Raw genomic sequence first — 12,853 nt, 5'->3', positions numbered from 1 at the left:
TGGCATGTGACTGGAAAATCCGCATTTCATTCCGCAACGCATGCATTTCCTTGCCGCGTCGCCACGTCGCACGAACGGCGCGCAGCGCGCCTGTTCAGCCTTTGCGCCGCTTCAACTGGTCTTTCAGCTGGGTCGGCAGGTGGCGGATGATGAGCATGTCACGGGCCTCGTCGTACTCGACCTTCGAGCCGAGCAAGTGTGATTCGAAGCTGATCGACAGCCCTTCGGCGCGCCCGGTGAAGCGCTGGAACTGGTTGAGGGTGCGCTTGTCCGCCGGGATTTCGGGCGACAGGCCGTAGTCCTTGTTGCGGATGTGGTCGTAGAACGCGCGTGGGCGTTCTTCGTCGATGACGCCGGACAGCTCTTCCAGGGACATCGGCTCGCCGATCTTGGCCTGGCTGCTGGCGTAACCGACCAAGGCGCTGGTCTTTTCGCGCGCCTTTTCCTCGGGCAGGTCTTCGTTCTCGACGTAATCACTGAACGCCTTGAGCAGGGTTCGGGTTTCCCCGGGGCCGTCGACGCCTTCCTGACAGCCAATGAAGTCGCGGAAGTATTCCGAGACTTTCTTGCCATTCTTGCCCTTGATGAAGGAAATGTACTGCCGCGACTGGCCGTTGTTCTTCCATTCCGACAGGTTGATCCGGGTGGCCAGGTGCAGTTGGCCGAGGTCCAGGTGCTTGGCCTCGGCCACGTCCAGCGCGTCGGTCACGGTTACACCGTTGCTGTGGTGGAGTAGGGCAATGGCCAGATAGTCGGTCATGCCCTGTTGATAGTGCGCGAACAGCACATGGCCGCCGGTGGAGAGGTTCGATTCCTCCATCAGCTTCTGCAGATGTTCGACGGCTTGCCGGCTGAACGCGGTGAAGTCGAGGTTGGCGTCCATGTACTGGTTCAGCCAGCCGCTGAAGGGGTATGCCCCGGACTCCTCGTGAAAATAGCCCCAGGCCTTGCCCTGCTTGGCGTTGTAGCTCTCGTTGAGGTCCGCCAGCAGGTTCTCGATGGCCTGGGATTGGCCCAGCTCCGAGTCGCGGGCATGCAGCACGGCGGGCGTGCCGTCGGGCTTTTTCTCGATCAGGTGGACGATGCAATGGCGGATGGGCATTTCGGGCTCGCGGCGGCAGAGGCAGACGGGGCGCAGTTTAACCGAGGGGCCCGTCGCTCCGCAGGGCAAAAAACCGGGTACGGCGAAGGCTTGCAATGCGAGTAAGATGGTTGCCTTTCATTTCTTTGCTGGATGTGTCGATGATGACGATGTGGCGCAACAGTACCTGGATCCTGCTGGGCGGTTCGCTGATCCTCGCGGTGTCTCTGGGGACGCGGCACGGCTTCGGCCTGTTCCTGCCGCCGATGAGTGAGGCATTCGGCTGGGGGCGTGAAGTCTTTGCGTTCGCCATCGCCCTGCAGAACCTCATCTGGGGGCTGGCGCAGCCGGTCACCGGAGCGCTGGCAGACCGCTTCGGCGTGGTTCGGGCGGTGGTGATCGGCGGCGTGCTCTATGCGATCGGTCTGGCCCTCATGGCTGGGGCCGAGACAGCCGCGTCGTTGTCCCTGAGTGCCGGTTTGCTCATCGGACTTGGGCTGTCGGGCACGTCGTTCTCGGTAATCCTCGGCGCGGTTGGCCGTGCCGTGCCGGCCGAAAAGCGCAGCATGGCCATGGGTGTCGCCAGCGCGGCGGGTTCGTTCGGTCAGTTCGCGATGCTGCCGGGTACGCTCGGGCTGATCGGTTGGCTGGGTTGGTCCTCGGCTCTGCTCGCGCTTGGATTGTTGGTGGCGATGATCGTGCCGCTGGCCTTGATGCTGCGCAGCGGCCCGGCCGCACCGGTGTCCGGACCTCAACAATCGCTCGGTGAGGCGTTGCGTGAGGCGGTGGGGCATTCAGGGTTCAGGTTGCTCGCGCTGGGTTTTTTCGTCTGCGGCTTCCAAGTGGTCTTCATCGGGGTGCACCTGCCGGCCTTCCTGGTCGATCAGGGGCTGCCGGCGATGGCCGGGACCACGGTGCTGGCACTGGTCGGGTTGTTCAACATCGTGGGGACCTACACGGCCGGCTGGCTGGGCGGCTGCTATTCGAAGCCGAAGCTGTTGACGGCGCTCTACCTGTTGCGCGGCGTGGTGATCGCTGCGTTCTTCTTTGCCCCGCTGACGCTCTGGACGGCTTATGCCTTCGGCATCGCCATGGGGCTGCTGTGGCTGTCGACGGTGCCGCTGACCAACGGGACGGTGGCCACGTTGTTCGGTGTGCGCAACCTGTCCATGCTCGGCGGCATCGTGTTCCTGTTCCACCAGATCGGCTCGTTCTTTGGTGGTTGGCTGGGCGGTTGGGTTTATGACCGGACCGGCAGTTACGACCTCGTCTGGCAGATCTCGATCGCGCTCAGCCTGATGGCTGCCGCGCTCAACTGGCCGATCCGGGAACAGCCGGTCGACCGGGTGCGACTGGCGGCAGGGGCCGCGTGATGAGCAGGCATGGGCTCTGGCTCGGCGGCCTTGCGTTCTTCGCCATCGTCCTGATGGCCGCCTGGTGGGGCTGGCAGCGCGGTGGCCTGGCCTTGATGCAGCTGGGCGTCGGGATCTGCTGATCGGCGGCTCGGTCGGTTTTTTGCGCTTGGTGCGGAATCAATTCGATGTCGCTGGCTCCAAACAAGCGAGACGAAACAAAGCTGTCGCAGAACCGTCATCAGAGCCCTGTAAAAAGCTGCGGCATGCAGTTACCTGGAGCAGCAGAACGATGTCCACCCTTACCGAACTCGCCCAACAGATCGCTCAGCTTTACCCCCTGCAGGACAAGCGCGTCGGCAAGCGCTACCGCGTGGTCGGGGAGTTGGCCGGCATGACCGAGCTCGAGGAAATCAATGGCGAACCGCGCTATATCCAAACGCTGGCACTGAAAGATCGGCAGCACTGGGATATCGCGGTTTGAACCCTGGCCCGGATGCCTCAGTCCGGGTTGGCCGCCTTCCATTGATCGGTGCGCCACAGCGCGCGCTGGTCATGATCCTGAAAGGTCCAGGCGACGAAACGACTGCGCTTCTGTCCCTGGGCCATTTCGAAGATGCGCACCTGTTGCGCGCCGAGGGTGGCGAGTCGCGCCTGTAGCGGGCGCACGTTGGCACCTTTCGAAACCAGCGTACTGAACCAGCAGACCTGCTGCCCGACACCATGGCTTTCTTCAGCCAGCCGCGCGATGAAGGCCGCCTCTCCACCCTCGCACCAAAGCTCGGCTGCTTGCCCACCGAAATTCAGCGCCGGCAGCTTGCGTTTGGGGTCCAGCTTGCCCAGGTTGCGCCACTTGCGCCGACTACCGTTGCTGGCTTCGGCCTCGGATGCGTGGAACGGCGGGTTGCACAGCGTGATGTCGAACCGATCGGCCGGCTCGATGAGGCCGGTGAATATCAGCCGGGAGTTGTGCTGCTGGCGTATCTCGATCCGCTTTTCCAGGCGATTCGCCTTGAGGATCGCCCGGGCCGATGCGAGGGCCGTAGCGTCAATGTCCGAACCCACGAAGCGCCAGCCGTACTCACGTTGGCCGATCAACGGATAGATGCAGTTCGCTCCCGTGCCGATGTCCAGCGCGCGTATGTTGCTGCCGCGCGGAATCTCGCCGCCATTCTGCTCGGCGAGCAGGTCGGCCAGCCCATGCAGGTAATCGGCGCGTCCGGGGATTGGCGGGCAGAGGTAGCCGGGCGGAATGTCCCAGTGGGCGATGCCATAGAACTGTTTGAGCAGCGCACGGTTGAAGACGCGCACGGCATCGGGGTTGGCGAAGTCGATGCTCTGCTTGCCGTAGGGATTGAGAATGACGAATGGCGCCAGCTCCGGGCAGCCGGCGATCAGCTTCGGAAAATCGTAGCGACCGCTGTGCCGATTGCGCGGATGCAGGCCGGGGTTGCCGCCAGCGGGCGGTACGGGTGGTTTCGGGGCGGGCATGGTCAGGCGTTGATGTGATGAGAAGCGCGCATTGTCCCACAGCTTTCAGCGGCGGCGGGGCACCAGTAGCATCCACCCCAAGCCCCAGAGCAAGGCCCCCGCGCCCAGCCAGAACGCCGAGTGCAGCGAGCCGCCCATGCCCAGCCAGACGCCGGTCAGCCAGGGCCCTGCCAGCTGGGTCAGGCTGTAGAGCGCGATCAGAGCAGCGGACAGCCGCGGCCCCTGATGCGGGTGCAGAGTCCGGGCAAGGCGTTGGGTCAGCAGCACGGTGCCGAGAAAGGTGCCACCGACCAGCACGGCGCACAGCAGTATGCCGGGTGCGCCCGGTATCAGCAGTGCGCCCAGGACACCAAGCAGCTGAGCGACATAGCTCAACCGCAACGCGAGCGTATCGCCGAGCACTGCGCCGAGCCTATTCCACAACCAGGGCGAGGGCAGCGTCGCAAGCGCGACCACCAGCCAGCTGCTGTCGACGAGAAAATCGCCAGGCTCGACCTGCAGGCGCGCCACCATCGGCAGGAAGGTCATCGGCAGGATGTAGCCCATGCCGGCCCCGGCGTAGGACAGAAACAGAGGCGTGCTGGCGCGATCGAGCAGCCTTCCGCTGGGCACCTTCGCGGTCGGGTCGGGTGCTGTTTCGATCGGCAGGTCCAGCTGCGATAGTTGACGCCAGCCCCACCAAGCCAAGGGAACGGACAGCAGTGCCGCTGGCCACCAGCGATCGGCATCAACCAGCAGGCCATCGCTCAGGCTGACCAGCACACTGGAGAGAACCAGACCGACACAGACGCCCAGGTAAACCAGCCCGCTGGAGGAGACACGCTGCTGGCGCGCCAGCCATTCGAGGATCAGCGAGGGCGCCTGGACGAACACCAGGCCATTGCTGATCCCATTCAGCAGGCGCAGCGCCGAGAGCGTGTCCGCCGATTCCGCCTGCGTTTGCGCCAGCGAGCTGAGTATGTGCAGCCCCAATGCCCACGGCAGGCTGAGGCGGATCTGCGCGACACGATGCCAGCGCAGGGCGAGCAGGGCGCCGATCAGATAACCCAGGTAGTTCCAGCTGGCGATGCGCGCACCTTGTTGGACACTCAGCAGGCCGTCTTCGACGAGCCAGGGCAGCAGGGGCGTGTAGATGAAACGGCCGAGTCCGTGGACAACGAGAAGCAGGGTCGCACCGGCGAGCAGGACCGGGAACAGGGCAGGGCGTTGGGGCATCGAGAGGCAGACCATGCGGCAGGAAGAGAGACAGCTTAGCGGTGTGCGCCGGAATGGACCACGCTACGGATGGCTGAGAGGCTCCCTGTTCGATGACTCACGGGTAGCCGAGCGTTTCCTTGATCTTCGACAGATTGCGCTCGATCCAGCGAGGGTCGACGGCGCCCCAGTCATGGATGCGATAACGGCCGGCATTGTGGCGCTCGCCAGACTCCTGGGCGAAGCGGCAGTCGATATCCAGGTCGGCGAGCGCGGCCAGGGTATCCTGCGCCGTGCGCCTTGGCATTCCGGTCGCTGCCATCAGCTCGGGCACGCTGCTTGCGGTAGCGCTGTCGATTAGCCAGGCCACGTAAAGGCGACGGTAAAAACTGCTCTTGGTTTTGCTGATGGTCATCGCGAACTCCTTGTAGAGAACCGCCCGGCCGTCGCAACGACGGGCGGGGACGGGTCAGCGCAGCGCGAGTATGCCGATGTAGGCCACGGCGCCTGCGGTATAGCCAAGAAATGCCAGCAGGCTGACGTGCTTGACGTACCAGGTGAAACTGATCTTCTCCATGCCCATGGCGGCGACCCCGGCGGCCGAGCCGATGATGAGCGTGCTGCCGCCGGTACCGGCGCAGTAGGCAAGCATCTCCCAGAAATTGCCGTCGACCACGAATTGAGACAACCAGTTGGCATCGGCTGGCGCAGCGGAGGCCAGAGCGGCTGGGCTGACCAGCGGGTACATCTTCATCGCGCCGGCGACCAGCGGTACGTTGTCGACCACGGCCGAGAGCAAGCCGATGGTGTAGTTGATCGGATAGATGTGCCCCAGCGAGTCGCGCAGCGCCACGGCAACCTGAGTCAAATGCCCGGCCGTGGCCAGCGCCGCGACCGCCAGAAGGATGCCAAGAAAGAACAGCACGCTTGGCGTGTCGACCTTGCGCAGCACGCCGACCACCGATAGCGGATGCCTGTGCTCGTGCTCCTTGTCGCGGTGAAGGAATTCGGTGGTAACCCAGAGCACGCCGAGACCGAAGAGGATGCCCATGTAGGGGGGCAGGTGCGTGACGGTCTTGAACACGGGCACGAAGACCAGCGCCGCGAGGCCGAGCGCCAGTACCAGGTTGCGCTCGAACGGCGTGGTCTCCGGTGGGTTCGACTCGGCCAGGTGGGCGCGAGCGGCTGGGCGGGGTACCTCGCCCCGCATGCGGAAGCTGAGGATCAAGAGTGGCACCAGCAGGCAGACCAGGCTCGGCAAGAACAACCCGACGATGACACCCGAGGCGGTGATCTGGTTGCCGATCCAGAGCATCGTGGTGGTTACGTCACCGATCGGCGACCAGGCGCCACCGGCGTTGGCCGCGATGACCACGACGCCGACAAAGAGCCAGCGTTCGGGGCGCCCACGGATCAGCTTGCGCAAGAGCGAGACCATCACGATGGTGGTGGTGAGGTTGTCCAGCGCGGCGGAGAGGAAGAAGGTCAGGAAACCGATGATCCACAGCAGATGAACACGCTTGCGCGTCTGGATGCGGTCGGTGATGACCTTGAAGCCTTCGTGGGAGTCGATCAGCTCGACGATGGTCATGGCACCGAGCAGGAAGAACAGGATCTCCGAGATTTCGCCCAGGTGGTGTCTGAGGGATTCGACGACGGTCTCCGAGGCACTCGCCGCGACCGCATCGCCGCCTTGTACAAGCGGGAGTATCGAGTCGGCGCCGAGCACCAGCAGCGTCCAGCACAAGACAGCGGTGAGGATCGCCAGGGCCGCCTTGTCGATCCGCAGCGGGTGTTCCAAGGCTATGCATAGGTAGCCGATGAAGAATACGACAGCCATGAGTGCGTACATCGGAGGGTCTCCAGATTGAGAAACCAGACCGGCGCGCCCGTGGGGGCGTCAGCTCGGTGATGGCAGGCCCGAGCGATGCAATAGGCTGAACGAGATGAAGCTGAACCGCGGCACGAAGGCTGACGCCGGCGTTGGAACCTGGATGGCGTGGGGCAACGAGTCGCCGGCACTGCCTAACTTCATGTCCTGGAGCGCTTTGCGATATCCGGCCTGCCTGCTAATTGTTCGTTTCCGTGCGGCATAGTGTATCGGCCGCCACGGGTTTTACTTGTCATCGATCAAGTGCAAAGGGGCATGCAAAAAGGCCAGCACCTGGAGTGCTGGCCTTCTCGGTCACAAGCCGGCGATGCGCTCGCGTTGCTCGACCAGCCGCGCTTTTGCCTGTTCGGCTTCAGCGAGCTTGGCGCGCTCCTTCTCGATCACCTCGGCAGGCGCCTTGTCGACGAACCCGGCATTACCCAGCTTGCCGCCGACGCGCTTCACTTCGCCATCCAGGCGGGCAATTTCCTTGTCGAGGCGGGCAAGCTCCGCATCCTTGTCGATCAGGCCGGCCATGGGCACCAGTACCTGCATGTCGCCGACCAGTGCGGTCGCCGACAGCGGCGCGTCTTCACCCGCTACGAGGATGCGCACGCTTTCGAGCTTGGCCAGCTTCTTCAGCAAGGGTTCGTTGTCGGCGAGGCGACGGCGATCGGTTTCGCTGGCGTTGCCGAGCACCACGTCGATGCGCTTGGCCATCGAGATATTCATCTCGCCGCGAATCTGGCGAATGCCGAGCATGAACGCCTTGACCCATTCGATATCCTGCTCGGCGGCCTCATCGAGGCGCTCCGGATCGAATTCCGGCCAAGGCTGCAGCATCAGGGTCGGCCCGGATTTGCCCGCCAGCGGTGCGACGCGCTGCCAGATTTCCTCGGTGATGAAAGGCATGAAGGGGTGCGCCAGGCGCAGTGCGGTTTCCAGCACGCGTACCAGGGTGCGGCGGGTGCCTCGCTGACGTTCGGCACTGGCGGTCTCGTCCCAGAGTACGGGCTTGACCAGCTCCAGGTACCAGGCGCAGTACTCGTCCCAGATGAACTCGTACAGCGCCTGGGCGGCGAGGTCGAAGCGGAAGGCTTCGAGCTGGCGGTTCACTTCGCTTTCGGTGCGCTGCAGGGCCGAAATGATCCAGCGATCGACCGAGGACAGTTCGACGGGCTCGCCATTGACGCCGGTGTCCTTGCCTTCCGTGTTCTCGAAGACGAAGTTCGCCGCGTTCCAGATCTTGTTGCAGAAGTTGCGATAGCCCTCGACGCGGCCCATGTCGAACTTGATATCGCGGCCGGTGGAGGCCAGCGAGCAGAAGGTGAAGCGCAGGGCGTCGGTGCCGTAGCTGGCGATGCCTTCGGGGAATTCGGCGCGGGTCTGCTTGGCGATCTTCTCGGCCAGCTTGGGCTGCATCATGCCGCTGGTGCGCTTGTCGAGCAGCGCGTCGAGGGTGATACCGTCGACGATGTCCAGCGGGTCGAGCACGTTGCCCTTGGACTTGGACATCTTCTGCCCCTGGCCATCGCGGACCAGACCGTGCACGTAGACCGTCTTGAACGGAATCTGCCCCGTCAGGTGCGTGGAGAGCATGATCATCCGGGCGACCCAGAAGAAGATGATGTCGAAGCCCGTGACCAGCACGTCGGTCGGGTGGAAGGTCTTGAGGAAGTCGGTCTGCTCCGGCCAGCCGAGGGTGGAGAATGTCCACAGGCCCGAGCTGAACCAGGTGTCGAGCACGTCCTCGTCCTGGCGCAGGTTGACCTGGTTGCCCAGGTTGTATCGACGGCGCGCTTCCTGTTCGTCGCGGCCGACATAGACGTTGCCGGCTTCGTCGTACCAGGCCGGAATGCGGTGGCCCCACCAGAGCTGTCGGCTGATGCACCAGTCCTGGATATCGCGCATCCAGCTGAAGTACATGTTCTCGTACTGCTTGGGCACGAACTGGATTTCGCCGCTTTCCACGGCGGCGATGGCCTTGTCGGCCAGCGGCTTGGTCGAGACGTACCACTGGTCGGTCAGCCAGGGCTCGATGATGGTGCCCGAGCGATCACCGCGCGGCACTTTCAATGCGTGGTCGTCGATCTGCTCCAGCAGGCCCATTGCCTCGAACTCGGCGACGATGGCCTTGCGTGCATCGAAGCGGTCCATGTGGGCATAGCCGTCCGGCAGGCTCGGGTCGATCCGGTCGTTGGGCGTGCCGTCGATGTTGAACACTTGCGCCCGGGCCAGGATTGCCGCGTTGCGGTCGAAGATGTTGATCAGCGGCAGGTGATGGCGCTTGCCGACCTCATAGTCGTTGAAGTCGTGGGCCGGGGTGATCTTCACGCAACCGGTGCCGAACTCGAGGTCGACGTAGTCGTCGGCGACGATCGGGATGAGGCGATTGACCAGCGGCAGCATGATGTGCCGGCCGATCAGGTCCTTGTAGCGCTCGTCCGCGGGATGCACGGCAACCGCGGCATCGCCCAGTACGGTTTCCGGGCGGGTGGTGGCGACCACCAGATAGTCCTTGCCATCAGCCGTGCGGCAGCCCTCGGCCAGGGGGTAGCGCAGATGCCACAGGTGGCCTTTTTCGTCGTGGTTTTCGACCTCGAGGTCCGAGATCGCGGTATGCAGCTTGGTGTCCCAGTTGACCAGCCGCTTGCCGCGGTAGATCAGGCCGTCTTCGTGTAGGCGGACGAAGGCCTCCTTCACCGCGTTGGACAGACCGTCGTCCATGGTAAAGCGCTCACGCGACCAGTCGACCGAGGAGCCGAGGCGGCGGATCTGGCGGGTGATGTTGCCGCCGGACTCTTCCTTCCACTGCCATACCTTGTCGAGAAACTTCTCGCGGCCCAGGTCGTGGCGGCTGATGCCCTGAGCGCCGAGTTGCCGCTCGACCACCATTTGCGTGGCGATACCGGCGTGATCGGTGCCGGGCTGCCAGAGGGTGTTGCGCCCCTGCATGCGACGCCAGCGGATCAGCGCGTCCATGATGGCGTTGTTGAAGCCATGACCCATGTGCAGGCTGCCGGTAACGTTCGGCGGCGGGATCATGATGGTGTAGGGCTCGCCCGAACCCTGGGGTGCGAAATAGTTGTTCGATTCCCAGGTCTGGTACCAGGAGGTTTCGATGGCATGCGGCTGGTAGGTCTTGTCCATGCGGCGGGACCCTTAGAACGGCTAATCGGAAAAGCGGGCAAGTATAAAGGCAAAGTAGCAGAGCGGCGGAACCGCTATGGCGCTTTTCTGTCACGCGTGCCCCGGGGCGCTGTGACAGCCGCCGCGTCGGATCGGGAGGGCGGTCAGGGCCGCTGGGACTTGATCAGTTGCGCGGCGCGCGCTTCCAGGCGCTGGCGCAGTTCCGCTTCGATCTGGGGTACGAAGTCATCGATGACTTCCTGCAGGATGAGCTGCGCCGCGTTGCGCAGCTCATGGTCGAGATGGCGCTCGGCCAGGGTACGGAAGGCCGTGCGCACGGCCGGTTCGCGCGGTTCGGGCTCGGCTTCGTGCGGGCTCGCACGTTCAGGTGCCCGCTCGACCACCTCGGACAGCAGCGGGATGCTGTCGGGGTCGACGGCCTCGCTCACTCGCTCGGGTTCGTGGTCACCGAGCAATGCACGGATTGATTCCAGGTCGTCGAGCAACTGGGTGGGTTTCTGAGGGTAAGTCTGGGTCATCTAAGGTTCCGGGAGATTGAGCGTCCTGGCTGTGACAACGCTCTGTCGCCCTGCCTGGCGACATCGTTCTGTTCGATGCGGCAGGTCCGCGTCGAGGGTTCGCTAGAGTTCGACCCGTTTGGGATCATAGCCGCGCTGCCGATAGAGGCGGAAATTGTCCCGGCAAACGGTCAGCAGCTCCGGTTGCTGGTTGACGATCTCTATCACGCGGCTGAACTGGTCGACATGTGGTGAAAGGCTCGACGAAAGGTTGACCAGCAGTCCCTGAGGCACGGCTGGTGCTTCGTCGATGCCGATCACTACGGGTGCATGCGGATCATGCTCGTGCAGCTCGTGCGGGACGAAACGCTCGGCGCGAAAACTCCAGAGCAGCGTGTCGAGCGCTTCGCACTGGCTGGCGTCCTGGCAGCGGATGAACACGGGCATGCCGTGCTGCCAGCCCTTGCTCGCCAATTGGCAGGCCGCTCGGGCACGGCTCGCCGGTTCGCCATCCGCCAGTACGTAGAACTCGATGCGGGTCATGCGCCCTCCGTTCTCACGCCTCGCCCGCCCGGTCCAGCAGGTACTGCATCAGCAGCGGTACGGGGCGACCGGTGGCGCCTTTCTCCTTGCCGCCGCTGGTCCAGGCGGTGCCGGCAACATCCAGATGAACCCAGGGGTACGCCTTGGTGAAGCGCGACAAGAAGCACGCCGCGGTAATGGTGCCGGCTTTCGGACCGCCGATGTTGGCCATGTCGGCGAACGGGCTGTCCAGCTGTTCCTGGTATTCGTCGAACAGCGGCAACTGCCAGGCGCGGTCGTCTGCTTTCTGTCCCGCCCCCAGCACTTGCTGAACGAGTTCGTCGTTATTGCCGAGCAGGCCGGAGGTGTTGCTCCCCAGTGCCACGATGCAGGCACCGGTGAGCGTGGCAACGTCGATGACGGCGCGGGGCTTGAAGCGCTCGGCATAGGTGAGGGTGTCGCAGAGCACAAGTCGGCCTTCGGCGTCGGTGTTGAGAATTTCAACGGTCTGGCCGCTCATGGTCGTGACGATGTCGCCGGGGCGTGTGGCGTTGCCGCTTGGCATGTTCTCGGCGCAGGCGAGCAGCCCGACGAGATTGATCGGCAACTGCAATTCGAGCGCAGCACGGAAGGTGCCCAGTACGCTGGCGGCACCGCACATGTCGTACTTCATCTCGTCCATGCCCAGCCCGGGCTTGAGGCTGATGCCGCCAGTGTCGAAGGTGATGCCCTTGCCGACCAGCGCATAGGGTTGTTCGCCTTTCTTGCCGCCGTTGTACTGCATGACGACGATGCAACCTGGCTGCTCGCTGCCCTGAGATACGGCCAGGAAGGAGCCGGCTCCCAGCTCGCGCAGCTTTTTCTCGTCCAGTACGTCGACCTTGAGCCCCTTGAAGGCCTTGCCCAGTTGCTTGGCCTGATCGGCCATGTAGTTGGGGTGGCAGACATTCGGCGGCAGATTGCCCAGGTCGCGGGTCAGGCTCATGCCTGCGGCGATGGCGCTGGCATGGCGCGCCGCAAGCTCCGCCTGGGTCTGCTCGGCCTTGTCCACGAGCAGGGTGACCTTGCGCAAGGCGGGGACATCGGCCTTCTTACTCTTGAACTGGTCGAAGACATATCGCCCATCGGCCAACACCTCGACCAGAATGCGGGCACGTGCGTATTCATCACGATTCTTGATGCGCACATCCTGTAGCGCGACGGCGGCATCCCCGCCGCCCAGACCCTTGATTGCAGCCAGCGCGGCGGCTGCGGCCTTGCGCCACTGGCGGCTGTCGAGCTCGTCGGCTTTGCCAGTGCCCAGCAGCAGTACCCGTTCCGCTTTCAGGTTGGGTAGGCCATGCAGCAGCAGGGTCTGACCCGTTTTGCCCTGCAGGTCGCCACGCTTGAGGATTGCACTGATTGCCCCGTTGCTGGCTTGGTCCACACTTTGTGCAACCGGGCCCAGCGTCCGGTCCTCGCCGATCGGCAGGATCAGCGTGGCGGTTTTGGTCGCGGCGGCTTTGGTGTTCTTTACAGCGAATTCCATGGCGTCAGGTCCCCAAGACAAAGAGTCGGGTTTGCAGGATAATGCCGGGCTCATTTTCCGGTGGTTCGTCGCGCGGGGTGTTTTGGCAACCCCTCGCTGCGTGCGGACCGGCTACTTGGCGGCTAGTTTGAGCGCAGCCGCTGGAGCCTGACAACCCTGGAGTGTCCG

At 63.9% G+C, this 12,853-nt stretch carries 12 protein-coding genes; 3 read left to right on the top strand and 9 right to left on the bottom strand.

The features are described from left to right. Nucleotides 1–94 precede the first annotated feature (94 nt). A complete protein-coding gene (gene yejK, locus MST27_RS12270; RefSeq protein WP_243606223.1) occupies nt 95–1,102 on the bottom strand; it encodes a nucleoid-associated protein YejK in 1,008 nt (335 codons plus the stop codon). A gap of 140 nt (nt 1,103–1,242) precedes the next feature. Here yejK and MST27_RS12265 point away from each other — a divergent pair, with 140 nt between their 5' ends. From MST27_RS12265 to MST27_RS12260, 3 genes are all read left to right on the top strand, one after another. Further along, entirely contained in the window at nt 1,243–2,454 is a 1,212-nt protein-coding gene (locus MST27_RS12265) for an MFS transporter (RefSeq protein WP_423704515.1), read from the top strand. Further along, the gene (locus tag MST27_RS22440) at nt 2,454–2,576 is read left to right on the top strand and encodes a hypothetical protein (protein WP_275973196.1); all 123 of its coding nucleotides are present in this window, start codon (nt 2,454–2,456) and stop codon (nt 2,574–2,576) included. Before MST27_RS12265 ends, MST27_RS22440 begins: the two co-directional genes overlap by 1 nt. Nucleotides 2,577–2,725: 149 nt before the next feature. Then, nucleotides 2,726–2,917 carry a hypothetical protein gene (locus tag MST27_RS12260; protein ID WP_243606222.1) on the top strand — a complete coding sequence of 64 codons (192 nt, stop codon included), beginning with the start codon at nt 2,726–2,728 and terminating at the stop codon, nt 2,915–2,917. 17 nt (nt 2,918–2,934) lie between these two features. Here MST27_RS12260 and rlmF read toward each other — a convergent pair whose 3' ends face one another. The 8 genes from rlmF to MST27_RS12220 form a co-directional block, all read right to left on the bottom strand. Next, the gene (gene rlmF, locus MST27_RS12255) at nt 2,935–3,924 is read right to left on the bottom strand and encodes a 23S rRNA (adenine(1618)-N(6))-methyltransferase RlmF (RefSeq protein WP_243606221.1); all 990 of its coding nucleotides are present in this window, start codon (nt 3,922–3,924) and stop codon (nt 2,935–2,937) included. 45 nt (nt 3,925–3,969) lie between these two features. After that, a complete protein-coding gene (locus tag MST27_RS12250; RefSeq protein WP_243606220.1) occupies nt 3,970–5,139 on the bottom strand; it encodes a YbfB/YjiJ family MFS transporter in 1,170 nt (389 codons plus the stop codon). Nucleotides 5,140–5,236: 97 nt separating this feature from the next. Next, nucleotides 5,237–5,533, bottom strand: a complete 297-nt coding sequence (locus MST27_RS12245) for a winged helix-turn-helix domain-containing protein (protein ID WP_243606219.1) — start codon at nt 5,531–5,533, stop codon at nt 5,237–5,239. 54 nt (nt 5,534–5,587) lie between these two features. Then, complete coding sequence (gene nhaD / locus MST27_RS12240; protein WP_243606218.1) at nt 5,588–6,970, bottom strand: sodium:proton antiporter NhaD; 1,383 nt, start codon at nt 6,968–6,970, stop codon at nt 5,588–5,590. A 333-nt stretch (nt 6,971–7,303) separates the two neighbouring features. Then, a complete protein-coding gene (locus MST27_RS12235; protein WP_243606217.1) occupies nt 7,304–10,138 on the bottom strand; it encodes a valine--tRNA ligase in 2,835 nt (944 codons plus the stop codon). A gap of 143 nt (nt 10,139–10,281) precedes the next feature. Continuing rightward, nucleotides 10,282–10,656: a DNA polymerase III subunit chi gene (locus MST27_RS12230; RefSeq protein ID WP_243606216.1), complete on the bottom strand. Its 375-nt coding sequence runs from the start codon at nt 10,654–10,656 to the stop codon at nt 10,282–10,284. Between the two features lie 102 nt (nt 10,657–10,758). Next, nucleotides 10,759–11,178 carry a DNA polymerase III subunit chi gene (locus MST27_RS12225; RefSeq protein ID WP_243606215.1) on the bottom strand — a complete coding sequence of 140 codons (420 nt, stop codon included), beginning with the start codon at nt 11,176–11,178 and terminating at the stop codon, nt 10,759–10,761. A 13-nt stretch (nt 11,179–11,191) separates the two neighbouring features. After that, a complete protein-coding gene (locus tag MST27_RS12220; RefSeq protein WP_243606214.1) occupies nt 11,192–12,685 on the bottom strand; it encodes a leucyl aminopeptidase in 1,494 nt (497 codons plus the stop codon). Nucleotides 12,686–12,853 lie beyond the last annotated feature (168 nt).

The sequence above is a fragment of the Stutzerimonas marianensis genome (genome assembly GCF_022810315.1).
Lineage (GTDB): Bacteria > Pseudomonadota > Gammaproteobacteria > Pseudomonadales > Pseudomonadaceae > Stutzerimonas > Stutzerimonas marianensis.
Note: the sequence above shows the minus strand (reverse complement) of the source record. Positions and strands in the feature narration are given on the sequence as shown.